Genomic DNA, 26,396 nt, shown 5'->3' on the forward strand with positions numbered 1-26,396 from the left:
TCGAATCTGAAGTTTATATCCTGTCCAAAGACGAAGGCGGCCGTCATACTCCGTTCTTCAAAGGCTACCGTCCGCAGTTCTACTTCCGTACAACTGACGTGACTGGCACCATCGAACTGCCGGAAGGCGTAGAGATGGTAATGCCGGGCGACAACATCAAAATGGTTGTTACCCTGATTCACCCGATCGCGATGGACGACGGTCTGCGTTTCGCAATCCGTGAAGGCGGCCGTACTGTTGGTGCGGGCGTTGTTGCTAAAGTAATGAGCTAATATTTAATAATTAGTTCTGACCTTAAAAAGGGCGCTACGGCGCCCTTTTTGCTGACTGGCATTTAGTCTGTCATATTTGTTCGCATTTTTTATTGCTCTCCGGCTGCGTCTGTACATTTGTGCTATTGTAATCATAACTATTCTCATTTACACTTTGCGCAGAAATTGAACGGGAGCGATCATGTACGTTTGTTTGTGTAATGGTGTCAGTGATAAAAAAATCCGTCAGGCGGTACGTCAGTTTCATCCCCAGTCGTTCCAGCAATTGCGTAAATTTATTGCTATTGGAAATCAATGCGGTAAGTGTGTGCGTGCGGCGCGCGAAGTTATGCAGGATGAATTGACACAGATACCGGAATTTAAAGAGATCGCCTGAGTCACATTCTTTTTTTTGACATCCCTGTAGCCCCATCTACTCTTCAAAGAGTGGAAGCGGAGGGACTATAAAATGAAAGGTGATGTTAAAATCATAAGTTATCTCAATAAACTATTGGGTAATGAGCTTGTCGCGATCAACCAGTATTTTCTCCATGCTCGTATGTTTAAAAATTGGGGCCTGACTCGCCTCAATGATGTTGAATACCATGAATCCATCGATGAGATGAAACACGCTGATAAGTACATTGAGCGTATCTTGTTTTTGGAGGGCATTCCAAATTTGCAGGATCTCGGCAAATTAGGTATTGGCGAGGATGTTGAAGAGATGCTGCAATCTGACCTTCGGCTGGAACTTGAAGGCGCGAAGGATCTACGTGAAGCTATCGCTTACGCAGATACTGTTCATGATTACGTCAGCAGGGATATGATGATTGAGATTCTTGCTGATGAAGAAGGGCACATCGACTGGCTGGAAACTGAGCTGGATTTAATTTCGAAACTTGGCTTGCAAAATTATCTGCAATCACAAATTAAAGTCACAGACTAACACTCCGGCATCAGTGTGTTCCATCCCATGATAAAACCCGCAGCCGCCATATAGGGTCCAAAAGGCAGCGGGTTTTTTAATACCGCCTTACCATTTCTGAAGTAATCGATCCCCACAGCAGCGCAGGCCAAAAAAGCAGCAATATAAACCAGCAAGGGTAATGACTGCCATTCATGCCAGGCGCCCAGGGCGGCAAGAAACTTCACATCGCCATAGCCCAGCCCTTCCTGCTGGTAAGCCAGACGATAACCCCAGTACAGCAGAGCGAACAAGAGATAGCCTGCTACGGCTCCCCATAGGGCATCGGACAATCGTGCGGGCAGGAAAAGCTGATGGTAAATGAGGCCGCTCCAAAGAAGAGGGCAGGTTAATCGATCGGGTAAAAAACCCGTTCGTAAATCGGTGAGCCACAGACGTCCTGATAAAAAAAGGTATGTGAGCAGAAAAGGGAGTGCTGAGTACATGGGGTAACTCCTGAGTAGACAGTGAAACCACATTAGCGGCAGCAACTTTCCACGCAATGTGGTATCTGCTGCTTTGTTTCCTCCGTTCCACAGAAAAAATGAAATGTGGAATTCTTGCAGGCAGGATGGAACGGTGCCCGCATTGCCGAAAAATGATTAATATCTACGCGGCGCTTGCGTAAGACTGAGATTTACGTATAATGCGCGGGCTTGTCTAATATTGACAGCGGTTCGATATGAGCCACAGGTACTGCGAAAGCGATACCAGACAATGTTCCCAATCGGGGAACTCTGTAAGAACGGTTACACTCTCCCATCAATCGTAATGGGTTTGAGGAGTAACTATTTCGTCTATAAAATAATTGGAGCTCTGGTCTCATGCAGAACCAAAGAATCCGTATCCGTTTGAAAGCGTTTGATCATCGTCTGATCGATCAATCAACCGCGGAAATCGTCGAGACTGCTAAGCGCACTGGTGCGCAAGTTCGTGGTCCGATCCCGCTGCCGACCCGCAAAGAGCGCTTTACCGTTCTGATCTCTCCGCACGTTAACAAAGACGCGCGTGATCAGTACGAAATTCGCACTCACAAGCGTCTGGTTGACATCGTTGAGCCAACTGAAAAAACCGTTGATGCTCTGATGCGTCTGGACCTGGCTGCCGGTGTAGACGTGCAGATCAGCCTGGGTTAATCAGGTCATCGAGCGATTGAGAGGTTGATACAATGATTGGTTTAGTCGGTAAAAAAGTGGGTATGACCCGCATCTTCACTGAAGATGGCGTATCTATCCCAGTAACCGTAATCGAAGTTGAAGCAAACCGCGTTACTCAGGTTAAAGACCTGGCTAACGATGGCTACCGCGCTGTTCAGGTTACCACTGGTGCTAAAAAAGCTAACCGTGTAACCAAGCCGGAAGCTGGTCACTTTGCTAAAGCTGGCGTAGAAGCTGGCCGCGGCCTGTGGGAGTTCCGTCTGGCAGATGGTGAAGAATTCACCGTAGGTCAGAGCATTAGCGTTGAACTGTTTGCTGACGTTAAAAAAGTTGACGTAACCGGTACCTCTAAAGGTAAAGGTTTCGCCGGTACCGTTAAGCGCTGGAACTTCCGTACCCAGGACGCTACTCACGGTAACTCCTTGTCTCACCGCGTTCCGGGTTCTATCGGTCAGAACCAGACTCCGGGCAAAGTGTTCAAAGGCAAGAAAATGGCAGGTCAGATGGGTAACGAGCGTGTAACCGTTCAGAGCCTTGACGTAGTACGCGTTGACGCTGAGCGCAACCTGCTGCTGGTTAAAGGTGGTGTTCCGGGTGCGACCGGTTGCGACCTGATTGTTAAACCAGCTGTGAAGGCGTAAGGGGATAGCAATGGAATTAGTATTGAAAGACGCGCAGAGCGCGCTGACTGTTTCCGAAACTACCTTCGGTCGTGATTTCAACGAAGCGCTGGTTCACCAGGTTGTTGTTGCTTATGCAGCTGGTGCTCGTCAGGGTACTCGTGCTCAGAAGACTCGTGCTGAAGTAACTGGTTCAGGCAAAAAGCCGTGGCGCCAGAAAGGTACCGGCCGTGCGCGTTCAGGTTCTATCAAGAGCCCGATCTGGCGTTCCGGTGGCGTAACCTTCGCTGCCCGTCCGCAGGACCACAGTCAAAAAGTTAACAAAAAGATGTACCGCGGCGCGCTGAAAAGCATTCTGTCCGAACTGGTACGTCAGGATCGTCTGATCGTTGTCGAATCATTCTCTGTTGAAGCGCCTAAAACTAAGCTGCTGGCACAGAAACTGAAAGACATGGCTCTGGAAGATGTGCTGATCATCACCGGTGAGCTGGACGAGAACCTGTTCCTGGCTGCGCGCAACCTGCACAAGGTTGACGTACGCGATGCAACTGGTATCGACCCGGTTAGCCTGATCGCCTTCGACAAAGTCGTAATGACTGCTGATGCTGTTAAGCAAGTTGAGGAGATGCTGGCATGATTCGTGAAGAACGTTTGCTGAAGGTGCTGCGTGCACCGCACGTTTCTGAAAAAGCGTCTGCTGCGATGGAAAAAACCAATACCATCGTTCTCAAAGTTGCTAAAGACGCGACCAAAGCAGAAATCAAAGCTGCTGTGCAGAAACTGTTTGAAGTCGAAGTCGAAGTCGTTAACACCCTGGTAGTTAAAGGGAAAGTTAAACGTCACGGACAGCGTATCGGTCGTCGTAGCGACTGGAAAAAAGCTTACGTCACCCTGAAGGAAGGCCAGAATCTGGACTTCGTTGGCGGCGCTGAGTAAGTCGGAGGAGTAATACAATGGCAGTTGTTAAATGTAAACCGACATCTCCGGGTCGTCGCCACGTTGTTAAAGTGGTTAACCCTGAGCTGCACAAGGGCAAACCTTTTGCTCCGTTGCTGGAAAAAAACAGCAAATCCGGTGGTCGTAACAACAATGGCCGTATCACCACTCGTCATATTGGTGGTGGCCACAAGCAGGCATACCGTCTGGTTGACTTCAAACGCAACAAAGATGGTATCCCGGCAGTTGTTGAGCGTCTTGAGTACGATCCGAACCGTTCCGCGAACATCGCGCTGGTTCTGTACAAAGATGGCGAACGCCGTTACATCCTGGCCCCTAAAGGCCTGAAAGCTGGCGACCAGGTTCAGTCTGGCGTTGATGCTGCAATCAAAGCAGGTAACACCCTGCCGATGCGCAATATCCCGGTTGGTTCTACCGTTCATAACGTAGAAATGAAACCAGGTAAAGGCGGTCAGCTGGCACGTTCCGCTGGTACTTACGTTCAGATCGTTGCTCGTGATGGTGCTTATGTCACCCTGCGTCTGCGTTCTGGTGAAATGCGTAAAGTCGAAGCAGACTGCCGTGCAACTCTGGGCGAAGTTGGCAATGCTGAGCATATGCTGCGCGTTCTGGGTAAAGCAGGTGCTGCTCGCTGGCGTGGTGTTCGTCCTACCGTTCGCGGTACTGCGATGAACCCAGTCGACCACCCACATGGTGGTGGTGAAGGTCGTAACTTTGGTAAGCACCCGGTAACTCCGTGGGGCGTTCAGACCAAAGGTAAGAAGACCCGCAGCAACAAGCGTACTGATAAATTCATCGTACGTCGCCGTAGCAAATAATTTTAGAGGATAAGCCATGCCACGTTCTCTCAAGAAAGGTCCTTTTATTGACCTGCACTTGCTGAAGAAGGTAGAGAAAGCGGTGGAAAGCGGAGACAAGAAGCCCCTGCGCACTTGGTCCCGTCGTTCAACGATCTTTCCTAACATGATCGGTTTGACCATCGCTGTCCATAATGGTCGTCAGCACGTTCCGGTATTTGTTTCCGATGAAATGGTCGGTCACAAACTGGGTGAATTCGCACCGACTCGTACTTATCGCGGCCACGCTGCTGATAAAAAAGCGAAGAAGAAATAAGGTAGGAGGAAGAGATGGAAACTTTAGCTCAACATCGCCATGCTCGTTCTTCTGCTCAGAAGGTTCGCCTTGTTGCAGACCTGATTCGCGGTAAGAAAGTGTCGCAGGCCCTGGATATTCTGACCTACACCAATAAGAAAGCGGCTGTACTGGTCAAGAAAGTTCTGGAATCTGCCATTGCTAACGCTGAACACAACGATGGCGCTGACATTGACGATCTGAAAGTTGCGAAAATTTTCGTAGACGAAGGCCCGAGCATGAAGCGCATTATGCCGCGTGCAAAAGGTCGTGCAGATCGCATCCTGAAGCGCACCAGCCACATTACTGTGGTTGTGTCCGATCGCTGAGACTCTGGAGACTAGCAATGGGTCAGAAAGTACATCCTAATGGTATTCGCCTGGGTATTGTAAAACCATGGAACTCTACTTGGTTTGCGAACACCAAAGAATTCGCTGACAACCTGGACAGCGATTTTAAAGTACGTCAGTACCTGACTAAGGAACTGGCAAAAGCGTCTGTATCTCGTATCGTTATCGAGCGTCCGGCTAAGAGCATCCGTGTGACCATTCACACCGCTCGTCCGGGTATCGTTATCGGTAAGAAAGGCGAAGACGTAGAAAAACTGCGTAAGGTCGTAGCGGATATCGCTGGCGTTCCTGCACAGATTAACATCGCCGAAGTACGTAAACCTGAACTGGACGCAAAACTGGTTGCTGACAGCATCACTTCTCAGCTGGAACGTCGTGTTATGTTCCGTCGTGCGATGAAGCGTGCTGTACAGAACGCAATGCGTCTGGGCGCTAAAGGTATTAAAGTTGAAGTTAGCGGCCGTCTGGGCGGCGCGGAAATCGCACGTACTGAATGGTACCGCGAAGGTCGCGTTCCTCTGCACACTCTGCGTGCTGACATCGACTACAACACCTCTGAAGCGCACACCACTTACGGTGTAATCGGCGTTAAAGTGTGGATCTTCAAAGGCGAGATCCTGGGTGGTATGGCTGCTGTTGAACAACCGGAAAAACCGGCTGCTCAACCTAAAAAGCAGCAGCGTAAAGGCCGTAAATAAGGAGCGTCGCTGATGTTACAACCAAAGCGTACAAAATTCCGTAAAATGCACAAAGGCCGTAACCGCGGTCTGGCGCAGGGTACGGATGTTAGCTTCGGCAGCTTCGGTCTGAAAGCTGTTGGCCGTGGTCGTCTGACTGCCCGTCAGATCGAAGCAGCACGTCGTGCTATGACCCGTGCAGTTAAGCGTCAAGGTAAGATCTGGATCCGTGTATTCCCGGACAAACCGATCACTGAAAAGCCGCTGGCAGTGCGTATGGGTAAAGGTAAAGGTAACGTGGAGTATTGGGTTGCCTTGATTCAGCCGGGTAAAGTCCTGTATGAAATGGACGGCGTACCGGAAGAGCTGGCCCGTGAAGCATTCAAGCTGGCAGCAGCGAAACTGCCGATTAAAACCACCTTTGTAACTAAGACGGTGATGTAATGAAAGCAAAAGAGCTGCGTGAGAAGAGTGTTGAAGAGCTGAACACCGAGCTTCTGAATCTGCTGCGTGAGCAGTTCAACCTGCGTATGCAGGCTGCAAGTGGCCAGCTGCAACAGTCTCACCTGTTGAAGCAAGTGCGTCGTGATGTCGCACGCGTTAAGACTTTACTGACTGAGAAGGCGGGTGCGTAATGACCGATAAAATCCGTACTCTGCAAGGTCGCGTTGTTAGCGACAAAATGGAGAAATCCATTGTTGTTGCTATCGAACGTTTTGTGAAACACCCGATCTACGGTAAATTCATTAAGCGTACGACCAAACTGCACGTACATGACGAGAACAACGAATGTGGTACTGGCGACGTGGTTGAAATCCGCGAATGCCGTCCGCTGTCCAAGACTAAGTCCTGGACGCTGGTTCGCGTTGTAGAGAAAGCTGTTCTGTAATAGAGTATGCATTCTCAACGAATAAACGGCTCAGCGATGAGCCGTTTATTTTTTCTACCCATATCGTTTGAGCGGTGTTATAATGCTGCGCCCTCGATATGGGGCTTTTTAACGACCTGATATTCGGGTCTCAGTAGTAGTTGACATTAGCGGAGCACTAAAATGATCCAAGAACAGACTATGCTGAACGTCGCCGACAACTCCGGTGCACGTCGCGTAATGTGTATCAAGGTTCTGGGTGGCTCGCACCGTCGCTACGCAGGCGTAGGCGACATCATCAAGATCACCATCAAGGAAGCGATTCCGCGTGGTAAGGTCAAAAAAGGTGATGTGCTGAAGGCGGTAGTGGTGCGCACCAAGAAGGGTGTTCGTCGCCCGGACGGTTCTGTCATTCGCTTCGATGGTAATGCATGCGTTATTTTAAACAATAACAGTGAGCAGCCTATCGGTACGCGTATTTTTGGGCCGGTAACTCGTGAACTTCGCAACGAGAAGTTCATGAAAATTATCTCTCTGGCACCAGAAGTACTCTAAGGAGCGAATCATGGCAGCGAAAATCCGTCGTGATGACGAAGTTATCGTGTTAACCGGTAAAGATAAAGGTAAACGCGGTAAAGTTAAGAATGTCCTGTCTTCCGGCAAGGTCATTGTTGAAGGTATCAACCTGGTTAAGAAACACCAGAAGCCGGTTCCGGCTCTGAACCAACCAGGCGGCATTGTAGAGAAAGAAGCAGCTATTCAGATCTCTAACATTGCAATCTTCAATGCGGCAACCGGCAAGGCTGACCGTGTAGGCTTTAGATTCGAAGACGGCAAAAAAGTCCGTTTCTTTAAATCTAATAGCGAAACTATCAAGTAATTTGGAGTAGTACGATGGCGAAACTGCATGATTACTACAAAGACGAAGTAGTTAAGAAACTCATGACTGAGTTTAACTACAATTCTGTCATGCAAGTCCCTCGGGTCGAGAAGATCACCCTGAACATGGGTGTTGGTGAAGCGATCGCTGACAAGAAACTGCTGGATAACGCAGCAGCTGACCTGACAGCAATCTCCGGTCAAAAACCGTTGATCACCAAAGCACGCAAATCAGTTGCAGGCTTCAAAATCCGTCAGGGCTATCCGATCGGCTGTAAAGTAACTCTGCGTGGCGAACGCATGTGGGAGTTCTTTGAGCGCCTGATCACTATTGCTGTTCCACGTATCCGTGACTTCCGTGGCTTGTCCGCTAAGTCTTTCGACGGTCGTGGTAACTACAGCATGGGTGTCCGTGAGCAGATCATCTTCCCAGAAATCGACTACGATAAAGTCGACCGCGTGCGTGGTTTGGATATTACCATTACCACTACTGCGAAATCTGACGAAGAAGGCCGTGCTCTGCTGGCTGCCTTTGACTTCCCGTTCCGCAAGTAAGGTAGGGTTACTAATGGCTAAGCAATCAATGAAAGCACGCGAAGTAAAACGCGTAGCTTTAGCTGATAAATACTTCGCGAAACGCGCTGAACTGAAAGCGATCATCTCTGATGTGAACGCTTCCGACGAAGATCGTTGGAATGCCGTTCTCAAGCTGCAGACTCTGCCGCGTGATTCCAGCCCGTCTCGTCAGCGTAACCGCTGCCGTCAAACAGGTCGTCCACATGGTTATGTGGGCAAGTTCGGGTTGAGCCGTATTAAGCTGCGTGAAGCCGCCATGCGCGGTGAAGTGCCAGGCTTGAAAAAGGCTAGCTGGTAATTGTCACCAATTGAATCACGGGAGTAAAGACAGATGAGCATGCAAGATCCGATCGCGGATATGCTGACCCGTATCCGTAACGGTCAGGCCGCGAACAAAGCTGCGGTCACCATGCCTTCCTCCAAGCTGAAAGTGGCAATTGCCAACGTGCTGAAGGAAGAAGGTTTTATTGAAGATTTTAAAGTTGAAGGCGACACCAAGCCGGAACTGGAACTGACTCTCAAGTATTTCCAGGGTAAAGCTGTTGTAGAAAGCATTCAGCGTGTCAGCCGCCCAGGTCTGCGCATCTACAAACGTAAAGATGAGCTGCCGAAAGTTATGGCCGGCATGGGTATCGCAGTTGTTTCTACCTCTAAAGGTGTTATGACTGATCGTGCAGCGCGCCAGGCTGGTCTTGGTGGCGAAATTATCTGCTACGTAGCCTAATCGGAGGAAAAAATGTCTCGTGTTGCTAAAGCACCGGTCGTTGTTCCTGCCGGCGTTGATGTAAAAATCAACGGTCAGGTTATTACGATCAAAGGTAAAAACGGCGAGCTGACTCGTACTCTCAACGATGCTGTTGAAGTTAATCATGCAGATAATGCACTGACCTTCGGTCCGCGTGATGGTTACGTAGACGGTTGGGCTCAGGCTGGTACCGCGCGTGCCCTGCTGAACTCAATGGTTATCGGTGTTACCGAAGGCTTCACTAAGAAGCTGCAGCTGGTTGGTGTAGGTTATCGTGCAGCGGTCAAAGGGAATGTAGTAAACCTGTCTCTGGGTTTCTCTCATCCTGTTGATCATGAGCTGCCGGCAGGGATTACTGCAGAATGCCCGACTCAAACTGAAATCGTGCTGAAAGGCGCTGATAAGCAGGTGATCGGTCAGGTTGCAGCAGATCTGCGCGCCTACCGTCGTCCTGAGCCTTACAAAGGCAAGGGTGTTCGTTACGCCGACGAAGTCGTGCGTACCAAAGAGGCTAAGAAGAAGTAAGGTAACACTATGGATAAGAAATCTGCTCGTATCCGTCGTGCGACCCGCGCACGCCGCAAGCTCAAAGAGCTGGGCGCAACTCGCCTGGTGGTACATCGTACCCCGCGTCATATTTACGCACAGGTAATTGCACCGAACGGTTCTGAAGTTCTGGTAGCTGCTTCTACTGTAGAAAAAGCTATCGCTGAACAACTGAAGTACACCGGTAACAAAGACGCTGCTGCAGCTGTGGGTAAAGCTGTTGCCGAACGCGCTCTGGAAAAAGGCATCAAAGATGTTTCCTTTGACCGTTCCGGGTTCCAATATCATGGTCGTGTCCAGGCACTGGCAGATGCTGCCCGTGAAGCTGGCCTTCAGTTCTAAGGTAGAGGTGTAAGATGGCTCACATCGAAAAACAAGCTGGCGAACTGCAGGAAAAGCTGATCGCGGTAAACCGCGTATCTAAAACCGTTAAAGGTGGTCGTATTTTCTCCTTCACAGCTCTGACTGTTGTTGGTGATGGTAATGGCCGCGTTGGTTTTGGTTACGGTAAAGCGCGTGAAGTTCCAGCAGCGATCCAGAAAGCGATGGAAAAAGCCCGTCGCAATATGATTAACGTCGCGCTGAACCACGGCACCCTGCAGCACCCGGTTAAGGGTACTCACACGGGTTCTCGTGTATTCATGCAGCCGGCTTCCGAAGGTACCGGTATCATCGCCGGTGGTGCAATGCGCGCCGTTCTGGAAGTCGCTGGAGTTCGTAACGTTCTGGCTAAAGCGTATGGTTCCACCAACCCGATTAACGTGGTTCGTGCAACTATCGATGGTCTGGAAAATATGAAATCTCCGGAAATGGTCGCTGCCAAGCGTGGTAAATCCGTTGAAGAAATTCTGGGGAAATAAGCCATGGCAAAGACTATTAAAATTACTCAAACCCGCAGTGCAATCGGTCGTCTGCCGAAACACAAGGCAACGCTGCTTGGCCTGGGTCTGCGTCGTATTGGTCACACCGTAGAACGCGAGGATACTCCTGCTGTTCGTGGTATGGTCAACGCGGTTTCCTTCATGGTTAAAGTTGAGGAGTAAGAGATGCGTTTAAATACTCTGTCTCCGGCCGAAGGCTCCAAAAAGGCGGGTAAACGCCTGGGTCGTGGTATCGGTTCTGGCCTCGGTAAAACCGGTGGTCGTGGTCACAAAGGTCAGAAGTCTCGTTCTGGCGGTGGCGTACGTCGCGGTTTCGAGGGTGGTCAGATGCCTCTGTACCGTCGTCTGCCGAAATTCGGCTTCACTTCTCGTAAAGCAGCGATTACAGCCGAAGTTCGTCTGTCTGACCTGGCTAAAGTAGAAGGCGGCGTTGTAGACCTGAATACGCTGAAAGCAGCTAACATTATCGGTATCCAGATCGAGTTCGCGAAAGTGATCCTGGCTGGTGAAGTTTCTACTCCGGTAACTGTTCGTGGCCTGCGTGTTACTAAAGGCGCTCGTGCTGCTATCGAAGCTGCTGGCGGTAAAATCGAGGAATAAGTAGCAGATGGCTAAACAACCGGGATTAGATTTTCAAAGTGCCAAAGGTGGCTTAGGCGAGCTGAAACGCAGACTGCTGTTTGTAATCGGCGCGCTGATTGTGTTCCGTATTGGCTCTTTCATTCCGATCCCTGGTATTGATGCCGCTGTACTTGCCAAACTGCTTGAGCAACAGCGAGGCACCATCATTGAAATGTTCAACATGTTCTCTGGTGGTGCTCTCAGCCGTGCTTCTATCTTTGCTCTGGGTATCATGCCGTATATTTCGGCATCGATTATTATCCAGTTGCTGACAGTGGTTCACCCAACGTTGGCAGAAATAAAGAAAGAAGGGGAGTCTGGTCGTCGTAAGATCAGCCAGTACACCCGTTACGGTACTCTGGTGCTGGCGATATTCCAGTCGATCGGTATTGCTACTGGTCTGCCGAATATGCCTGGTATGCAGGGTCTGGTAATGAATCCAGGCTTTGCATTCTATTTCACCGCTGTTGTGAGTCTGGTTACAGGGACTATGTTCCTGATGTGGCTCGGCGAACAAATTACTGAGCGTGGTATCGGTAACGGTATCTCGATCATTATCTTCGCCGGTATCGTTGCGGGACTCCCGCCAGCCATTGCCCATACTATCGAGCAAGCGCGTCAAGGCGACCTGCACTTCCTCGTGTTGCTGTTGGTTGCAGTATTAGTATTTGCAGTGACGTTCTTTGTTGTATTTGTTGAGCGTGGTCAACGCCGCATTGTGGTAAACTACGCGAAACGTCAGCAAGGTCGTCGTGTCTATGCTGCACAGAGCACACATTTACCGCTGAAAGTGAATATGGCGGGGGTCATCCCGGCAATTTTCGCTTCCAGTATCATTCTGTTCCCAGCAACCATCGCGTCATGGTTCGGGGGCGGAACCGGTTGGAACTGGCTGACAACAATTTCGCTGTATTTGCAGCCTGGGCAACCGCTTTATGTGTTACTCTATGCGTCTGCAATCATCTTCTTCTGTTTCTTCTACACGGCGTTGGTTTTCAACCCGCGTGAAACAGCAGATAACCTGAAGAAGTCCGGTGCATTTGTACCAGGAATTCGTCCGGGAGAGCAAACGGCGAAGTATATCGATAAAGTAATGACCCGCCTGACCCTGGTTGGTGCGCTCTATATTACCTTTATCTGCCTGATCCCGGAGTTCATGCGTGATGCAATGAAAGTACCGTTCTACTTCGGTGGGACCTCACTGCTTATCGTTGTTGTCGTGATTATGGACTTTATGGCTCAAGTGCAAACTCTAATGATGTCAAGTCAGTACGAGTCTGCATTGAAGAAGGCGAACCTGAAAGGCTACGGCCGATAATTGGTCGCCCGAGAAGTTACGGAGAGTAAAAATGAAAGTTCGTGCTTCCGTCAAGAAATTATGCCGTAACTGCAAAATCGTTAAGCGTGATGGTGTCATCCGTGTGATTTGCAGTGCCGAGCCGAAGCATAAACAGCGCCAAGGCTGATTTATTCGCATATTTTTCTTGCAAAGTTGGGTTGAGCTGGCTAGATTAGCCAGCCAATCTTTTGTATGTCTGTGCGTTTCCATTTGAGTATCCTGAAAACGGGCTTTTCAGCATGGTGCGTACATATTAAATAGTAGGAGTGCATAGTGGCCCGTATAGCAGGCATTAACATTCCTGATCAGAAACATGCTGTGATCGCATTAACTTCGATCTACGGCGTCGGCAAGACCCGTTCCAAGGCCATTTTGGCTGCAGCGGGTATCGCTGAAGATGTTAAGATCAGTGAGCTGTCTGAAGAACAAATCGACACGCTGCGTGACGAAGTTGCCAAATTTGTCGTTGAAGGTGATCTGCGCCGTGAAGTTAGCATGAGCATCAAGCGCCTTATGGACCTTGGTTGCTATCGCGGTTTGCGTCATCGTCGTGGTCTCCCGGTTCGCGGTCAGCGTACCAAGACCAACGCACGTACCCGTAAGGGTCCGCGCAAACCGATCAAGAAATAATCGGGGTGATTGAATAATGGCAAAGGCACCAATTCGTGCACGTAAACGTGTAAGAAAACAAGTCTCTGACGGCGTGGCTCATATCCATGCTTCTTTCAACAACACCATCGTGACTATCACTGATCGTCAGGGTAACGCGCTGGGTTGGGCAACAGCCGGTGGTTCCGGTTTCCGTGGTTCTCGCAAGTCCACTCCGTTTGCAGCTCAGGTTGCAGCAGAGCGTTGCGCTGACGCCGTTAAAGAATACGGTATCAAGAATCTGGAAGTTATGGTCAAAGGACCGGGTCCAGGTCGCGAATCTACTATTCGTGCACTGAACGCCGCTGGTTTCCGCATCACTAATATTACTGATGTGACTCCGATCCCTCATAACGGTTGTCGTCCGCCGAAAAAACGCCGCGTATAACGCTGTCGTTTCCAGGTTTGTTGGAGAAAGAAAATGGCAAGATATTTGGGTCCTAAGCTCAAGCTGAGCCGTCGTGAGGGCACCGACTTATTCCTTAAGTCTGGCGTTCGCGCGATCGATACCAAGTGTAAAATTGAACAAGCTCCTGGCCAGCACGGTGCGCGTAAACCGCGTCTGTCTGACTATGGTGTGCAGTTGCGTGAAAAGCAAAAAGTTCGCCGTATCTACGGTGTGCTGGAGCGTCAGTTCCGTAACTACTACAAAGAAGCAGCACGTCTGAAAGGCAACACCGGTGAAAACCTGTTGGCTCTGCTGGAAGGTCGTCTGGACAACGTTGTATACCGTATGGGCTTCGGCGCCACTCGTGCAGAAGCACGTCAGCTGGTAAGCCATAAAGCAATTATGGTAAACGGTCGTGTTGTTAACATCGCTTCTTATCAGGTTAGTCCGAATGACGTTGTTAGCATTCGTGAGAAAGCGAAGAAGCAGTCTCGCGTGAAAGCCGCTCTGGAGCTGGCTGAGCAGCGTGAAAAGCCAACCTGGCTGGAAGTTGATGCTGGCAAGATGGAAGGTACGTTTAAGCGTAAGCCTGAGCGTTCTGATCTGTCTGCGGACATTAACGAACACCTGATCGTCGAGCTTTACTCCAAGTAAAGCTTAGTACCAAAGAGAGGACACAATGCAGGGTTCTGTGACAGAGTTTCTAAAACCGCGCCTGGTAGATATCGAGCAAGTGAGTTCGACGCACGCCAAGGTGACCCTTGAGCCTTTAGAGCGTGGCTTTGGCCATACTCTGGGTAACGCACTGCGCCGTATTCTGCTCTCATCGATGCCGGGTTGCGCGGTGACCGAGGTTGAGATTGATGGTGTACTGCATGAGTACAGCACCAAAGAAGGCGTTCAGGAAGATATCCTGGAAATCCTGCTCAACCTGAAAGGGCTGGCGGTGAGAGTTCAGGGTAAAGATGAAGTTATTCTTACCTTGAATAAATCTGGCATTGGCCCTGTGACTGCAGCCGATATCACCCATGATGGGGATGTCGAAATCGTCAAGCCGCAGCACGTGATCTGCCACCTGACCGATGAGAACGCGTCTATTAGCATGCGTATCAAAGTTCAGCGCGGTCGTGGTTATGTGCCGGCTTCTACCCGAATTCATTCGGAAGAAGATGAGCGCCCAATCGGCCGTCTGCTGGTCGACGCATGCTACAGCCCTGTAGAGCGTATTGCCTACAATGTTGAAGCAGCGCGTGTAGAACAGCGTACCGACCTGGACAAGCTGGTCATCGAAATGGAAACCAACGGCACAATCGATCCTGAAGAGGCGATTCGTCGTGCGGCAACCATTCTGGCTGAACAACTGGAAGCTTTTGTTGACTTACGTGATGTACGTCAGCCAGAAGTGAAAGAAGAGAAACCAGAATTCGATCCGATCCTGCTGCGCCCTGTTGACGATCTGGAATTGACTGTCCGCTCTGCTAACTGCCTTAAAGCAGAAGCTATCCACTATATCGGTGATCTGGTACAGCGTACTGAGGTTGAGCTTCTTAAGACGCCTAACCTTGGTAAAAAATCTCTTACTGAGATTAAAGACGTGCTGGCTTCCCGTGGACTGTCTCTGGGCATGCGCCTGGAAAACTGGCCACCGGCAAGCATCGCTGACGAGTAACCGGATCACAGGTTAAGGTTTTACTGAGAAGGATAAGGTCATGCGCCATCGTAAGAGTGGTCGTCAACTGAACCGCAACAGCAGCCATCGCCAGGCAATGTTCCGCAACATGGCAGGTTCACTGGTTCGTCATGAAATCATCAAGACGACCCTGCCTAAAGCGAAAGAGCTGCGCCGCGTAGTTGAGCCGCTGATTACTCTTGCCAAGACTGATAGCGTAGCTAATCGTCGTCTGGCATTCGCCCGCACTCGTGATAACGAGATCGTGGCAAAACTGTTTAACGAGCTGGGCCCGCGTTTCGCGAGCCGCGCCGGTGGTTACACTCGCATTCTGAAGTGTGGCTTCCGTGCAGGCGACAACGCGCCGATGGCATACATCGAGCTGGTTGATCGCTCTGAGTCGAAAGCAGAAGCTGCTGCAGAGTAATCTGCAGTAACGTAAGAAAACCCGCCTCGGCGGGTTTTTTTATATCCGTTATATCCTCACTTGCCTACAATATCTGTACCCCTTTTGTTCATCCCCTGGAGTGTTGTATGTGGTTACTTGACCAGTGGGCAGAGCGCCATATTGTCGATGCACAATCCAAAGGCGAGTTTGATAACCTTCCTGGTAGCGGTAAAGCGCTTATTCTTGATGATGACTCGCATGTTCCCGACGATCTTCGTGTTGGTTATCGCTTATTAAAAAATGCAGGATGCCTTCCTCCTGAGCTGGAACAACGCAGAGAGGCCATTCAGTTACTTGATATACTCAAGGGTATCAGGCAAGACGATCCACAGTATCAGGAAGTCAGCCGACGTTTGTCGTTGCTCGAGTTAAAACTGAGACAGGCCGGTTTGAGTACTGAGTTTTTACGTGGGGAATATGCAGACAAACTGGTGCACAAAATCAACGATCAATAACGGAGTGCTTATGTACCGCATTGGTGAACTGGCAAAGCTGGCGGAAGTGACCCCTGATACCATCCGCTATTATGAAAAGCAGCAAATGATGGAACATGAAGTGCGCACTGAAGGGGGATTTCGGCTTTATACCGAAAGCGATCTCCAGCGGCTTAAATTTATTCGTTATGCGCGCCAGCTTGGTTTTACGCTTGAGTCGATCCGCGAGCTACTTTCGATCCGTGTTGATCCGGAACACCATACGTGTCAGGAATCGAAGGGGATTGTGCAGGAGCGGCTGAAAGAAGTGGAAGCCAGAATAGCAGAATTACAAACCATGCAGCGTTCATTGCAAAGACTCAATGATGCCTGCTGTGGCAAGGCGCACAGTAGCGTGTATTGTTCGATCCTGGAGGCCCTGGAACAAGGAGCTAGTGGAGTCAAAACGGGCTGTTGATTTATTGAACGCAGGCGCTTACACTCGCGCCGTAAAACAGACAACTGGAGAAATTATGAGTCGTTATCAGCATACGAAAGGGCAGATAAAGGACAATGCCATTGAAGCATTACTTCATGACCCTTTGTTCAGGCAACGCGTAGAAAAAAATAAGAAAGGGAAAGGAAGTTATCTGCGGAAGGGCAAACATGGCAATCGGGGTAACTGGGAGGCCAGTGGCAAGAGTGTCAATCACGTTCTTACCACTGGCTTTCTGCTTTCAGCGACGTGTTAAGAACGCGTATTTCGTTCTTTCAGTAGGTCGCGGATTTCGGTAAGCAACACTTCTTCTTTTGTCGGTGCAGGTGGTGCAGCCGGTTCTTCTTTCTTACTACGATTGAGGTTATTGATCAGTTTGATCGCCATAAAGATGGCAAACGCAACAATAACAAAATCAAAGATGTTCTGGATAAACACACCATAATGCATGACGACTGCCGGGATATCTCCCTGTGCAGCACGCAGTGTGACAGCAAATTGTTTAAAGTCGATCCCGCCAATTAATAATCCCAGAGGGGGCATGATGATATCGGCAACCAGCGATGAAACAATTTTACCGAATGCCGCACCAATAATGACACCCACCGCCAAATCCACAACATTTCCGCGCATCGCGAATTCGCGAAACTCTTTAATTATGCTCATTTTATTCTCCCTAAGCAGCTGACGAGTGTAAGTTTAACAAATGTTAAAGTATTTTCCATTCAAGCATATTCTCTTTAGGAAAATAAATTAGACCTTGATAAATAAAGGGAATTGAAAAAGGCACCAAGCCGGTGCCCTTTTTAAATTACAGGAAGAAAGGACTTGGCTGGAATAAACGTTCAACGTCGGTAATAAACTTTTTGTCTGTCAGGAACATAATGACATGATCGCCCTGCTCAATGCGTAGATTATCGTTGGCAATCATTACATCATTTCCTCTGACAACCGCACCAATGATCGTTCCCGGAGGAAGTTTTATTTCATCGATCACACGGCCCACGACGCGGGACGTTGTCTCATCACCGTGTGCAACTGCTTCAATGGCCTCCGCAACGCCACGTCGTAATGAAGACACCCCGACAATGTCAGCTTTACGTACGTGACTGAGAAGCGCGGAGATGGTTGCCTGCTGCGGTGAAATCGCAATATCAATCACGCTGCCCTGAACAAGATCGACATAGGCACGGCGCTGAATTAGCACCATTACCTTTTTGGCCCCCATCCGTTTGGCGAGCATTGCCGACATGATATTCGCTTCATCGTCGTTGGTGACCGCGATGAAAAGATCAACTTGATCGATATGTTCTTCAGCCAATAATTCTTGATCTGAGGCATCGCCAAAGAAGACGATCGTATTCTGTAGTTTCTCGGCAAGTTCGGCTGCACGTTGCTGATTACGTTCAATCAACTTCACGCTGTAATCTTTTTCCAGACGACGCGCAAGGCCTGCGCCGATATTGCCGCCACCGACCAGCATGATGCGCTTGTAGGGTTTTTCCAGGCGTTGCAATTCACTCATCACAGCTCGAATGTGCTGAGAGGCGGCGATAAAGAAGACTTCATCACCCGCTTCAACGATCGTGGAGCCTTGCGGACGAATCGGCCTGTCGTGGCGAAAAATTGCCGCGACACGAGTATCGATATGCGGCATATGTTCGCGCATTGTGGATAACGCGTTTCCAATCAGCGGGCCGCCGTAATAGGCTTTTACCACTGCCAGACTGACTTTGCCTTCCGCGAAATTGACCACCTGCAGTGCGCCAGGGTACTCAATCAGTCGATAGATGTTATCAATGACCAATTGCTCCGGAGCGATGAGATGATCGATAGGAACCGCTTCGGAATGGAATAGCTTATCCGCATCGCGGACATAATCCGGCGAGCGAATTCGTGCAATACGGTTCGGAGTGTTGAAGAGAGAATAGGCGACCTGACAGGCGACCATATTGGTTTCATCGGAGCTGGTTACGGCGACGAGCATATCCGCATCGTCAGCCCCCGCTTCACGCAGCACACGAGGATGGGAACCGTGCCCTTGTACAACGCGAAGGTCGAACTTGTCCTGCAAACTGCGCAAGCGCTCACCGTTGGTATCGACCACCGTGATATCGTTGTTCTCTCCGACCAGGTTTTCAGCCAGCGTACCGCCAACCTGTCCTGCGCCCAGAATGATAATTTTCATCAGTCGCGACCCGTTATCTCATCACTTTTTGATTAGCTTAGCGTAAAAGAAGCCATCACCTTCTTCCACTCCCGGTAGATTTTGCAGCCCTGGATTATCAGGAGTACCTGTCTCCTGTAACTCAACATCTGGAGTGCGCAGCAAGAAGGCTTTAATCTGCTGACTGTTTTCTTCCGGCAGAATGGAACAGGTTGCGTAAACCAGCGTACCGCCAGGTTTCAAATGTGGCCATACAGCATCAAGAATTTCAGCCTGCAACTGAGCAAGCTCAGCAATATCACGGTCACGACGCAGCCACTTGATGTCCGGATGGCGACGAATAACGCCAGTGGCTGAACAAGGGGCATCCAGCAGAATGCGATCAAACTGCTGCTCGCCGCACCATTGTGCCGGATAACGCCCGTCACCTTGCTTAACGTTCGCTTTCATACCCAGACGTTTTAGGTTGTCATAGACGCGAGAAAGTCGCGTCTCATCAATATCAACAGCCATAACCTGCGCTTCTGGAGCAGCTTCGAGAATGTGCGTTGTTTTACCGCCAGGGGCTGCACAAAGATCCAAAATCTGCTCACCGTTTTTTGGCGAGAGATAAGTGATGCAGCCTTGAGCTGAAGCATCCTGAACCGTGACCCAACCTTCTTCAAAGCCAGGTAAAGCATGAACGGGTACCGGTGTTTCCAGGCGCACGGCATCAGGATAAGCAGGATGAGTAAAGCCTGTCATACCCGCTTCTTCCAGCAATGCCAGCCAACTGTCGCGTGTATGGTGCGTTCGGTTCACACGTAACCACATTGGCGGGCGTTGATTGTTGGCCTCCACAATAGCTTCCCATTGTGCGGGGTACGCTTTCTGTAACCGTTTTAACAGCCAGGAAGGATGCAAAAAACGCGCATCACTGCCGGCAAACTCTGCCAATAATTCTTCTTGCTGGCGCTGAAACTGGCGCAATACCCCGTTGATCAGTCCTTTAAGCTGCGGGCGCTTAATAGCAACTGCACCTTCTACTGTTTCCGCCAGGGCGGCATGGGGAGGAATGCGGGTGTACAACAGCTGATAGAAGCCCACCATAATCAGATAATGCACGGTGCGCTGTTTACCCGTCATCGGCCGGGACATTAACTTGTTGATCAGCCAGTCTAATTGCGAAAGTGTACGCAATACACCAAAGCACAACTCCTGGAGAAGCGCTTTGTCTTTATCAGAAACTTTTTGCTGTAAAGGGGGCAGGACATTGCTAAGCGATTGTCCTTGCTCAATGACCTGCTCAATGGCTTGCGCCGCTATGCTACGTAAATTGAATTGTTTTTTCATAACCGCAAAAATAAAAATGCCCGGTTACACCGGGCGTATTGAGATGTGACCGTCAGGCCAGACGGTTGCCAGGAATAAACCATTCCCGACGTGAATTTAGTAGATCCTGGGCGCTCATCGCCTTTTTCCCTGCGGGTTGCAATGAGAGCAGGTTCAGAATGCCGTTGCCCGTCGCGACCTGGATACCTTGTTTTGTGGCCTCAAGGATGGTGCCGGGTTCTGCTTGCGTGGAAGCCTCAATAACTGATGCCTGCCAGACTTTCACGGGTTGTCCCTCTATTTCCAGCCAACTCATCGGCCAGGGGTTAAAGGCACGAATGCAACGTTCTAACTGTGCGGCAGAGAGAGACCAGTCTATGCGGGCTTCTTCTTTGCTGAGCTTCTCTGCATGGGTAACCAGAGCGCTGTTTTGCACTTCAGGTTTTGCGGTACCTGCAGCGAGTTGCTTGAGTGTATCGATCAGCCCTTGCGGGCCCAGGTTCGCCAGTTTGTCATACAGCGTGCCGCTGGTATCTTCTGCTGTGATTGGGCATGCAAGCTTATATAGCATGTCGCCAGTATCAAGGCCGACATCCATTTGCATAATGGTGACACCCGTTTCGGTATCTCCGGCCCAAAGCGAACGCTGAATAGGTGCGGCACCTCGCCAGCGGGGGAGCAGGGAACCGTGAACGTTGATGCAGCCAAGGTGCGGCATCTCCAGCACCGCTTTTGGCAGAATCAGACCATAAGCCACTACGACCATGACATCAGCGTTTAAGTCGGCGACCAGTTGCTGGTTTTCCTGCGGGCGTAAAGAGACAGGTTGAAATACTGGTATACCTTTCTCTTCAGCCAGTACTTTCACTGGGCTGGGCATCAGCTTTTTGCCGCGTCCTGCCGGGCGGTCAGGTTGGGTAAACACACCGACGATGTTATGTCCTGAAGACAACAGCGCGTCGAGATGACGCGCTGCAAAGTCAGGTGTACCCGCAAAAATGATACGTAGTGAGTCTGACACGTTGATTCTTGTCCTTAAGCTCGGGCGTTCAGGCGGTCGAGTTTTTCAACTTTCTGACGAATACGTTGTTGTTTCAGCGGTGACAGGTAATCAATAAACAGTTTGCCGACCAGATGATCCATCTCATGCTGAATGCAAATCGCCAGCAGGCCATCCGCTTCCAGTTCAAAAGGTTTACCATCGCGATCGAGTGCGCGAATTTTTACTTTCTCGGCGCGTGGCACTAAAGCACGCTGTTCTGGAATAGAAAGGCAGCCTTCCTCAATACCGGTTTCACCGCATTTTTCCAGCAACTCTGGATTAATGAGTACCAGGCGTTCATCGCGGTTCTCGGACACATCAATCACAATAATACGTTGATGAATATCGACCTGCGTTGCCGCCAGACCAATACCTTCTTCGGCGTACATCGTCTCGAACATATCATCGACGATACGCTGAATTTCTGCATTCACTTCTTCTACCGGTTTTGCGACTTTGCGAAGACGCTCGTCCGGAATATGTAACACTTGCAAAACTGACATAGTTATCCAGAGTTGAGTTCAGGAGTTGGAAAGATTATTACCTCTATTCTAGACAAAACCCCTGCTGATTGACAGCATCACTGACCAATCGCAAAGATTGCCAGGACCGCGTGTGAGAGGGGATAAGGATGACCCATATCGAAGTTTGGTTACGCCTAATGCGTGTCAGTGATATGTACGGCGACACAATGGTACGTACGGCCAATTTTCTCATTAATCAGACTTATATTGATTCGGAATTGTTGCACAGTGCAGGATTCTCAATCCGTCAGGCTGAACGCTTTTTAACGCTCCCGCAAAAGGAGCTGGATATTGCGCTGGATTGGTTAGCACGACCTCATCACTATTTCATTACAGCGGAGAGTCAGCATTACCCTCCACAGCTTCGTGCAATTGAGGACTACCCCGGCGCGTTTTTTGTAGCCGGGGAGCCAGAATGCCTTGATTCCGTTCAGCTTGCCGTGGTGGGGAGTCGCTCACACTCCTGGTATGGCGAACGATGGGGGCGTGTATTTTGTGAAAAGCTTGCCGCAGTAGGAATAACGGTGACCAGTGGACTAGCGCTCGGTATCGATGGCGTCGCGCATAAAGCCGCGTTAAGTGTGAATGGGAAAAGCGTTGCCGTATTGGGTAACGGTCTTTTGACCATACATCCGCGTCGCCATGCTCAGCTCGCAGAAAATATCATCGGTATGGGAGGGGCTCTGATCTCTGAGTTTCCACTGGCGACACCTCCATTAGCGCATAATTTCCCCCGGCGAAATCGTATTATTAGTGGTCTCAGTAAAGGCGTATTGGTGATTGAGGCAGCTCTGCGCAGCGGGTCTCTGGTTACCGCACGTTGTGCGATGGAGCAAGGGCGAGAGGTCTTTGCTTTACCCGGGCCGATAGGCAGTCCAGGAAGTGAAGGTCCCCATTGGCTGATAAAGCAGGGAGCAACACTTGTGACAGCACCAGAGGATATACTCGAAAATTTGCAATACGGGTTACATTGGTTGACAGATGAGCCTGAAAATACACTTTATTCATCAGATCACGAAGCGGTGGCATTGCCATTTCCTGAGCTCCTGGCTAACGTAGGAGATGAGGCAACACCTGTTGACGTCGTCGCTGAACGTGCCGGCCAACCTGTGCCAGAGGTAGTGGCTCAGCTACTCGAACTGGAGTTAGCAGGATGGATCGCAGCTGTACCCGGCGGCTATGTCCGATTGAGGAGGGCAAGCCATGTTCGACGTACTAATGTATTTGTTTGAGACATACATCCATAACGAAGCTGAATTGCGTGTGGATCAGGACAAACTGGAACGGGATCTTACCGACGCTGGTTTTGATCGTGAAGACATCTACAACGCGTTATTGTGGCTGGAAAAGCTTGCTGACTATCAGGAAGGCCTCGCTGAACCCATGCAACTTGCCTCAGATCCTCTCTCTGTACGTATTTATACTGCTGAAGAGTGCGATCGTCTGGATGCCAGTTGCCGGGGATTCTTGTTATTCCTGGAGCAGATACAGGTGCTAAACCTAGAGACACGGGAAATGGTCATTGAACGTGTGCTCGCGCTGGATACGGCAGAATTCGACCTGGAAGACCTGAAGTGGGTGATCCTGATGGTTCTGTTTAACATTCCAGGTTGTGAAAATGCATATCAACAAATGGAAGAATTACTCTTTGAAGTGAATGAAGGTATGCTGCATTAAACGATCTTCATTCAACATGAGTTGTTATGGCTAAATCAGCACTGTTCACGGTGCGTAAAAATGAGCCCTGCCCGCAATGCGGGGCTGAACTTGTTATTCGTTCCGGGAAACACGGTGCGTTTCTCGGCTGTTCGCAGTATCCGGAATGTGATTATGTCCGTCCTCTGAAATCGTCAGCGGACGGACATATTGTCAAAGTTCTGGAGGGTAAGTTCTGTCCTGCATGCGGTGCTGAACTTGTGTTGCGACAGGGGCGGTTCGGTATGTTTATTGGTTGCAGCGATTATCCCGCATGTGGGCATACCGAACTTATCGATAAACCTGATGAAACCGCGATTACCTGCCCTCAGTGCCGGACGGGTCATCTGGTTCAGCGCCGTTCCCGTTATGGCAAAACCTTTCATTCCTGCGATCGCTATCCTGAGTGTCAGTTTGTCATCAACTTCAAACCGATAGCGGGAGAGTGTCCTGAGTGCCACTACCCTCTACTCATCGAAAAGAAAACCGCGCAGGGCGTGAAACACGTCTGTGCCAGTAAACAATGTGGAAAGCCGTTACCGGCGGATATAAAAAGTGAATAAGAACCTGCCATCAGATGCTATCGCCGCTGCGATAGAGATACTGAATAAAGAAAATGTCATCGCCTATCCAACAGAAGCGGTTTTCGGTGTCGGGTGCGATCCCGATAGCGAAACAGCGGTCACTCGATTGTTGGAGCTGAAACAACGACCCGTTGATAAAGGTCTCATTTTGATCGCGGCAAATTTTGAGCAGCTTAAATCTTATATTGATGACAGCATGCTAACGGATGCCCAACGGGAAGCCGTGTTTGCCCGCTGGCCAGGCCCTGTCACGTTTGTTTTTCCAGCCCCGGCATCTACGCCTCGTTGGTTAACAGGTCGGTTTGCATCTTTGGCCGTGCGCGTCACCGACCATCCGCTAGTAGTTGCCTTGTGCCAGGCTTATGGCAAGCCGTTAGTTTCTACCAGCGCCAACCTGAGTGGATTGCCGCCATGCCGTACTGTTGAAGAAGTACGAGAGCAGTTCGGGGCAGACTTCCCTGTTGTTGAAGGTGAAACGGGAGGTCGTTTGAATCCATCTGAAATTCGTGATGCCCTGACGGGTGAATTGTTTCGACAGGGGTAAGATGATGGAAGCCTATGCCGTTTTTGGTAATCCGATTGCACACAGCAAGTCGCCGTTTATTCATCAGCATTTTGCACAGCAACTGCAAATTGAACATTCGTATGGGCGTGTATTAGCGCCGATCAATGATTTTATCGGTAAGCTGAATACCTTCTTTGCTGACGGGGGGAAAGGGGCAAATGTTACCGTTCCTTTTAAAGAAGAAGCGTTTGCGCGAGCAGATGAATTGACGGAGCGCGCGGCTCTTGCCGGTGCTGTCAACACGCTCAAAAAGCTTGAGGATGGCCGCATACTGGGTGATAACACTGACGGTATTGGGCTATTAAGCGATCTTGAACGCTTATCCTTCATTCGGCCGGGCGCGCGCGTTTTGCTCATTGGTGCGGGTGGCGCTTCCCGTGGAGTATTGTTGCCACTGCTTTCGATGAATTGTGCAGTGACGATCGTGAACCGAACGGCTTCGCGTGCGGAAGAACTGGCGCAAATTTTTGCCCATACGGGAAGTGTCCAGTCTCTGAAAATGGATGCGCTGGTGGATCATGAGTTCGATCTGATCATTAACGCAACATCCAGCGGGATCAGTGGTGATATTCCTGCTATTCCCGCATCCCTTATTCATCCTTCCGTTTATTGCTACGACATGTTCTATCAGAAAGGGAATACGCCGTTTCTTACCTGGTGTATAGATAAGGGAGCCAGATCTTACGCCGATGGTCTGGGTATGCTGGTGGGGCAAGCGGCGCACGCTGTTTTGCTTTGGCACGGTGTATTACCAGACGTTGAGCCAGTGATTAAAATGCTGCAACAGGAGTTATTGGCATGAATCAGGCTATCCAGTTCCCGGACAGGGAAGAGTGGAATGCAGATATCGACGCTGTCAGCTTTCCTGCGCTGGTAAATGGTATGCAACTCATGTGTGCAATTAAAGGAGAGAGGCTGACGTTTCGTTTTGGCGGCGATACCCCAGAGCATTGGCTGGCTGTTTTTTGTGAACATCGCTGGGATCTGGAAGAAGAGGCCGAAGCACTGATCCAGTCCCAGCAAGAAGACGATCACGGTTGGGTCTGGTTGTCCTGACCGAGATATTCGTCTTTCCACTTCACATAGTTATTCGCGGAGTATTGCAGGCCCGCTTTCTCCGCGTCGCTCAATGGGCGGATTTGTTTCACCGGGCTTCCCAGATATAGATATCCACTCTCAAGACGTTTGTTTTGCGGCACGAGACTACCTGCCCCGATCATGACGTCATCTTCTATTACCGCGCCATCCAACAGAATAGATCCCATCCCGACTAAGACGCGGTTGCCAATAATGCAGCCGTGTAGCATGACCTTATGTCCGACGGTCACATCCTCACCCACGATCAGGGGATTACCTTGTGGGTTGGACGTTGATTTATGGGTGACATGCAGTACGCTGCCATCCTGAATATTCGTACGGGCGCCGACCTCGACGTAATTCACGTCTCCGCGAATAGCAACGAGTGGCCAAATACTGACATCATTCGCCAGGCGGACATCGCCAATGACGACACTGCTGGTATCGATCATCACTCGCTGTCCGATCTGAGGGAAAAGATCCTTATAAGGACGTAGTACGTCAGACATATTTACCTCAACAAAATAGAACCGTAATGATGACTTTGGTTGGATTATTGGCGCTGTGCAAGCGATTTAAGTATCAAAAATCAGGCGAATTGCGCAGGAATGGAACGAAAGGGGTGAAAAAACAGCAATCAGAAAAAAAGATCGAAAAAATCCTTGTGCAAAAATCACGGATCCCTATAATGCGCCTCCATCGACACGGCGGATGTGAATCACTTCACACAAACAGCCGGTCCGGTTGAAGAGAAAAATTCTGAAAATCAGGGTTGACTCTGAAAGAGGAAAGCGTAATATACGCCAC

Annotated in this window: 46 protein-coding genes and 1 pseudogene; 40 read left to right on the forward strand and 7 right to left on the reverse strand. The window is 49.9% G+C overall.

Translation table 11 applies throughout. The features are described from left to right. The 3 genes and pseudogenes from tuf to bfr all read left to right on the forward strand — a co-directional run. A pseudogene (tuf, locus tag NNO04_RS19060) lies at positions 1-272 on the forward strand (elongation factor Tu); the annotation flags it as partial. A 181-nt stretch (positions 273-453) separates the two neighbouring features. Beyond that, entirely contained in the window at positions 454-648 is a 195-nt protein-coding gene (gene bfd / locus NNO04_RS19065; protein ID WP_162383480.1) for a bacterioferritin-associated ferredoxin, read from the forward strand. A 72-nt stretch (positions 649-720) separates the two neighbouring features. Then, complete coding sequence (gene bfr / locus NNO04_RS19070; RefSeq protein ID WP_271446009.1) at positions 721-1,197, forward strand: bacterioferritin; 477 nt, start codon at positions 721-723, stop codon at positions 1,195-1,197. Here the strand turns inward: bfr and NNO04_RS19075 are convergent. Further along, entirely contained in the window at positions 1,194-1,661 is a 468-nt protein-coding gene (locus tag NNO04_RS19075; protein ID WP_271446010.1) for a prepilin peptidase, read from the reverse strand. The genes bfr and NNO04_RS19075 overlap by 4 nt on opposite strands. Positions 1,662-2,039: 378 nt before the next feature. On the opposite strand from NNO04_RS19075, the gene rpsJ reads away from it, so the two are divergent. The 31 genes from rpsJ to NNO04_RS19230 all read left to right on the forward strand — a co-directional run bounded on the left by rpsJ (position 2,040) and on the right by NNO04_RS19230 (position 16,880). Then, a complete protein-coding gene (rpsJ, locus tag NNO04_RS19080; protein WP_001181005.1) occupies positions 2,040-2,351 on the forward strand; it encodes a 30S ribosomal protein S10 in 312 nt (103 codons plus the stop codon). Positions 2,352-2,383: 32 nt separating this feature from the next. Continuing rightward, on the forward strand, positions 2,384-3,013 hold the full coding sequence (gene rplC, locus NNO04_RS19085; protein ID WP_162383477.1) for a 50S ribosomal protein L3: 630 nt from the start codon (positions 2,384-2,386) through the stop codon (positions 3,011-3,013). Between the two features lie 10 nt (positions 3,014-3,023). Further along, positions 3,024-3,629, forward strand: a complete 606-nt coding sequence (gene rplD, locus NNO04_RS19090; RefSeq protein WP_003031119.1) for a 50S ribosomal protein L4 — start codon at positions 3,024-3,026, stop codon at positions 3,627-3,629. Beyond that, on the forward strand, positions 3,626-3,928 hold the full coding sequence (gene rplW / locus NNO04_RS19095; protein WP_004868363.1) for a 50S ribosomal protein L23: 303 nt from the start codon (positions 3,626-3,628) through the stop codon (positions 3,926-3,928). The genes rplD and rplW overlap by 4 nt, the downstream gene beginning before the upstream one ends. 17 nt (positions 3,929-3,945) lie before the next feature. Beyond that, complete coding sequence (gene rplB / locus NNO04_RS19100) at positions 3,946-4,767, forward strand: 50S ribosomal protein L2 (protein ID WP_162383476.1); 822 nt, start codon at positions 3,946-3,948, stop codon at positions 4,765-4,767. A gap of 16 nt (positions 4,768-4,783) precedes the next feature. Next, positions 4,784-5,062 carry a 30S ribosomal protein S19 gene (gene rpsS / locus NNO04_RS19105; RefSeq protein WP_001138115.1) on the forward strand — a complete coding sequence of 93 codons (279 nt, stop codon included), beginning with the start codon at positions 4,784-4,786 and terminating at the stop codon, positions 5,060-5,062. A gap of 14 nt (positions 5,063-5,076) precedes the next feature. After that, complete coding sequence (gene rplV / locus NNO04_RS19110; RefSeq protein ID WP_002919773.1) at positions 5,077-5,409, forward strand: 50S ribosomal protein L22; 333 nt, start codon at positions 5,077-5,079, stop codon at positions 5,407-5,409. Positions 5,410-5,426: 17 nt separating this feature from the next. Beyond that, positions 5,427-6,128, forward strand: coding sequence for a 30S ribosomal protein S3 (gene rpsC, locus NNO04_RS19115; RefSeq protein WP_000529945.1), 702 nt, complete (start codon positions 5,427-5,429; stop codon positions 6,126-6,128). A gap of 12 nt (positions 6,129-6,140) precedes the next feature. Then, positions 6,141-6,551 (forward strand): 50S ribosomal protein L16, encoded by a 411-nt coding sequence (gene rplP / locus NNO04_RS19120; RefSeq protein ID WP_000941212.1) that lies wholly within the window; start codon positions 6,141-6,143, stop codon positions 6,549-6,551. Next, positions 6,551-6,742 (forward strand): 50S ribosomal protein L29, encoded by a 192-nt coding sequence (gene rpmC, locus NNO04_RS19125; protein ID WP_000644742.1) that lies wholly within the window; start codon positions 6,551-6,553, stop codon positions 6,740-6,742. Before rplP ends, rpmC begins: the two co-directional genes overlap by 1 nt. Further along, positions 6,742-6,996, forward strand: coding sequence for a 30S ribosomal protein S17 (gene rpsQ / locus NNO04_RS19130; protein ID WP_003031120.1), 255 nt, complete (start codon positions 6,742-6,744; stop codon positions 6,994-6,996). The genes rpmC and rpsQ overlap by 1 nt, the downstream gene beginning before the upstream one ends. Before the next feature lie 162 nt (positions 6,997-7,158). Beyond that, entirely contained in the window at positions 7,159-7,530 is a 372-nt protein-coding gene (rplN, locus tag NNO04_RS19135) for a 50S ribosomal protein L14 (RefSeq protein WP_000613954.1), read from the forward strand. 10 nt (positions 7,531-7,540) lie between these two features. Then, complete coding sequence (gene rplX / locus NNO04_RS19140; RefSeq protein ID WP_015962742.1) at positions 7,541-7,855, forward strand: 50S ribosomal protein L24; 315 nt, start codon at positions 7,541-7,543, stop codon at positions 7,853-7,855. Between the two features lie 14 nt (positions 7,856-7,869). After that, on the forward strand, positions 7,870-8,409 hold the full coding sequence (gene rplE / locus NNO04_RS19145; RefSeq protein WP_001096202.1) for a 50S ribosomal protein L5: 540 nt from the start codon (positions 7,870-7,872) through the stop codon (positions 8,407-8,409). A 13-nt stretch (positions 8,410-8,422) separates the two neighbouring features. Further along, positions 8,423-8,728: a 30S ribosomal protein S14 gene (rpsN, locus tag NNO04_RS19150; protein ID WP_012135425.1), complete on the forward strand. Its 306-nt coding sequence runs from the start codon at positions 8,423-8,425 to the stop codon at positions 8,726-8,728. Between the two features lie 33 nt (positions 8,729-8,761). Further along, positions 8,762-9,154, forward strand: coding sequence for a 30S ribosomal protein S8 (gene rpsH / locus NNO04_RS19155; RefSeq protein ID WP_003031127.1), 393 nt, complete (start codon positions 8,762-8,764; stop codon positions 9,152-9,154). 12 nt (positions 9,155-9,166) lie between these two features. Further along, a complete protein-coding gene (rplF, locus tag NNO04_RS19160; protein WP_271446011.1) occupies positions 9,167-9,700 on the forward strand; it encodes a 50S ribosomal protein L6 in 534 nt (177 codons plus the stop codon). Positions 9,701-9,709: 9 nt separating this feature from the next. Continuing rightward, positions 9,710-10,063: a 50S ribosomal protein L18 gene (gene rplR / locus NNO04_RS19165; RefSeq protein WP_000358956.1), complete on the forward strand. Its 354-nt coding sequence runs from the start codon at positions 9,710-9,712 to the stop codon at positions 10,061-10,063. Positions 10,064-10,077: 14 nt separating this feature from the next. Then, the gene (gene rpsE / locus NNO04_RS19170; protein WP_003031131.1) at positions 10,078-10,581 is read left to right on the forward strand and encodes a 30S ribosomal protein S5; all 504 of its coding nucleotides are present in this window, start codon (positions 10,078-10,080) and stop codon (positions 10,579-10,581) included. 3 nt (positions 10,582-10,584) lie between these two features. Then, complete coding sequence (rpmD, locus tag NNO04_RS19175; protein ID WP_001140434.1) at positions 10,585-10,764, forward strand: 50S ribosomal protein L30; 180 nt, start codon at positions 10,585-10,587, stop codon at positions 10,762-10,764. Positions 10,765-10,767: 3 nt separating this feature from the next. Further along, positions 10,768-11,202 (forward strand): 50S ribosomal protein L15, encoded by a 435-nt coding sequence (gene rplO, locus NNO04_RS19180; protein ID WP_162383474.1) that lies wholly within the window; start codon positions 10,768-10,770, stop codon positions 11,200-11,202. 7 nt (positions 11,203-11,209) lie between these two features. Further along, the gene (gene secY / locus NNO04_RS19185) at positions 11,210-12,541 is read left to right on the forward strand and encodes a preprotein translocase subunit SecY (protein ID WP_001118864.1); all 1,332 of its coding nucleotides are present in this window, start codon (positions 11,210-11,212) and stop codon (positions 12,539-12,541) included. Between the two features lie 31 nt (positions 12,542-12,572). Further along, positions 12,573-12,689: a 50S ribosomal protein L36 gene (gene rpmJ, locus NNO04_RS19190; protein ID WP_000868187.1), complete on the forward strand. Its 117-nt coding sequence runs from the start codon at positions 12,573-12,575 to the stop codon at positions 12,687-12,689. Between the two features lie 146 nt (positions 12,690-12,835). Further along, complete coding sequence (rpsM, locus tag NNO04_RS19195; RefSeq protein ID WP_003031135.1) at positions 12,836-13,192, forward strand: 30S ribosomal protein S13; 357 nt, start codon at positions 12,836-12,838, stop codon at positions 13,190-13,192. A gap of 16 nt (positions 13,193-13,208) precedes the next feature. Next, positions 13,209-13,598 carry a 30S ribosomal protein S11 gene (gene rpsK, locus NNO04_RS19200; protein WP_001029684.1) on the forward strand — a complete coding sequence of 130 codons (390 nt, stop codon included), beginning with the start codon at positions 13,209-13,211 and terminating at the stop codon, positions 13,596-13,598. A 33-nt stretch (positions 13,599-13,631) separates the two neighbouring features. Next, complete coding sequence (gene rpsD, locus NNO04_RS19205; RefSeq protein ID WP_000135224.1) at positions 13,632-14,252, forward strand: 30S ribosomal protein S4; 621 nt, start codon at positions 13,632-13,634, stop codon at positions 14,250-14,252. Between the two features lie 25 nt (positions 14,253-14,277). Beyond that, positions 14,278-15,267 carry a DNA-directed RNA polymerase subunit alpha gene (locus NNO04_RS19210; RefSeq protein WP_001162094.1) on the forward strand — a complete coding sequence of 330 codons (990 nt, stop codon included), beginning with the start codon at positions 14,278-14,280 and terminating at the stop codon, positions 15,265-15,267. 40 nt (positions 15,268-15,307) lie between these two features. Then, positions 15,308-15,694 (forward strand): 50S ribosomal protein L17, encoded by a 387-nt coding sequence (rplQ, locus tag NNO04_RS19215; protein ID WP_001216372.1) that lies wholly within the window; start codon positions 15,308-15,310, stop codon positions 15,692-15,694. A 107-nt stretch (positions 15,695-15,801) separates the two neighbouring features. Continuing rightward, complete coding sequence (locus NNO04_RS19220; protein ID WP_271446012.1) at positions 15,802-16,170, forward strand: DUF1992 domain-containing protein; 369 nt, start codon at positions 15,802-15,804, stop codon at positions 16,168-16,170. A gap of 10 nt (positions 16,171-16,180) precedes the next feature. Continuing rightward, positions 16,181-16,606, forward strand: coding sequence for a Zn(2+)-responsive transcriptional regulator (zntR, locus tag NNO04_RS19225; protein ID WP_203359774.1), 426 nt, complete (start codon positions 16,181-16,183; stop codon positions 16,604-16,606). A 55-nt stretch (positions 16,607-16,661) separates the two neighbouring features. After that, positions 16,662-16,880 (forward strand): alternative ribosome-rescue factor A, encoded by a 219-nt coding sequence (locus tag NNO04_RS19230; RefSeq protein WP_271446013.1) that lies wholly within the window; start codon positions 16,662-16,664, stop codon positions 16,878-16,880. On the opposite strand, the gene mscL is transcribed toward NNO04_RS19230, so the two are convergent. The 5 genes from mscL to def form a co-directional block, all read right to left on the reverse strand. Then, entirely contained in the window at positions 16,877-17,290 is a 414-nt protein-coding gene (gene mscL / locus NNO04_RS19235) for a large-conductance mechanosensitive channel protein MscL (RefSeq protein WP_271446014.1), read from the reverse strand. The genes NNO04_RS19230 and mscL overlap by 4 nt on opposite strands. 145 nt (positions 17,291-17,435) lie before the next feature. Next, positions 17,436-18,812 (reverse strand): Trk system potassium transporter TrkA, encoded by a 1,377-nt coding sequence (trkA, locus tag NNO04_RS19240; protein WP_271446015.1) that lies wholly within the window; start codon positions 18,810-18,812, stop codon positions 17,436-17,438. A 21-nt stretch (positions 18,813-18,833) separates the two neighbouring features. Beyond that, on the reverse strand, positions 18,834-20,123 hold the full coding sequence (gene rsmB, locus NNO04_RS19245) for a 16S rRNA (cytosine(967)-C(5))-methyltransferase RsmB (protein ID WP_271446016.1): 1,290 nt from the start codon (positions 20,121-20,123) through the stop codon (positions 18,834-18,836). A 52-nt stretch (positions 20,124-20,175) separates the two neighbouring features. After that, a complete protein-coding gene (gene fmt, locus NNO04_RS19250; RefSeq protein WP_271446017.1) occupies positions 20,176-21,123 on the reverse strand; it encodes a methionyl-tRNA formyltransferase in 948 nt (315 codons plus the stop codon). Between the two features lie 14 nt (positions 21,124-21,137). Then, positions 21,138-21,647, reverse strand: coding sequence for a peptide deformylase (def, locus tag NNO04_RS19255; RefSeq protein WP_271446018.1), 510 nt, complete (start codon positions 21,645-21,647; stop codon positions 21,138-21,140). Between the two features lie 128 nt (positions 21,648-21,775). On the opposite strand from def, the gene dprA reads away from it, so the two are divergent. Genes dprA through NNO04_RS19285 form a run of 6 tightly spaced genes read left to right on the forward strand, consistent with a single transcriptional unit; the run spans position 21,776 to position 25,568 of the window. Next, complete coding sequence (dprA, locus tag NNO04_RS19260) at positions 21,776-22,900, forward strand: DNA-protecting protein DprA (RefSeq protein WP_271446019.1); 1,125 nt, start codon at positions 21,776-21,778, stop codon at positions 22,898-22,900. After that, on the forward strand, positions 22,872-23,345 hold the full coding sequence (gene smg / locus NNO04_RS19265) for a DUF494 family protein Smg (protein WP_192610784.1): 474 nt from the start codon (positions 22,872-22,874) through the stop codon (positions 23,343-23,345). The genes dprA and smg overlap by 29 nt, the downstream gene beginning before the upstream one ends. Before the next feature lie 26 nt (positions 23,346-23,371). After that, positions 23,372-23,926: a DNA topoisomerase family protein gene (locus NNO04_RS19270; protein ID WP_162383464.1), complete on the forward strand. Its 555-nt coding sequence runs from the start codon at positions 23,372-23,374 to the stop codon at positions 23,924-23,926. Further along, positions 23,919-24,491 carry an L-threonylcarbamoyladenylate synthase type 1 TsaC gene (gene tsaC, locus NNO04_RS19275; RefSeq protein ID WP_271446020.1) on the forward strand — a complete coding sequence of 191 codons (573 nt, stop codon included), beginning with the start codon at positions 23,919-23,921 and terminating at the stop codon, positions 24,489-24,491. Before NNO04_RS19270 ends, tsaC begins: the two co-directional genes overlap by 8 nt. A 4-nt stretch (positions 24,492-24,495) precedes the next feature. Further along, positions 24,496-25,314 carry a shikimate dehydrogenase gene (gene aroE, locus NNO04_RS19280; protein ID WP_271446023.1) on the forward strand — a complete coding sequence of 273 codons (819 nt, stop codon included), beginning with the start codon at positions 24,496-24,498 and terminating at the stop codon, positions 25,312-25,314. After that, a complete protein-coding gene (locus tag NNO04_RS19285; protein ID WP_271446021.1) occupies positions 25,311-25,568 on the forward strand; it encodes a DUF1488 domain-containing protein in 258 nt (85 codons plus the stop codon). The genes aroE and NNO04_RS19285 overlap by 4 nt, the downstream gene beginning before the upstream one ends. On the opposite strand, the gene NNO04_RS19290 is transcribed toward NNO04_RS19285, so the two are convergent. Further along, positions 25,544-26,098, reverse strand: a complete 555-nt coding sequence (locus tag NNO04_RS19290) for a gamma carbonic anhydrase family protein (protein WP_271446022.1) — start codon at positions 26,096-26,098, stop codon at positions 25,544-25,546. The two genes, NNO04_RS19285 and NNO04_RS19290, sit on opposite strands and share 25 nt — an antisense overlap. Positions 26,099-26,396 lie beyond the last annotated feature (298 nt).

The organism is Citrobacter sp. Awk 4 (assembly GCF_028069725.1).
Taxonomy (GTDB): Bacteria; Pseudomonadota; Gammaproteobacteria; order Enterobacterales; family Enterobacteriaceae; genus Citrobacter_D.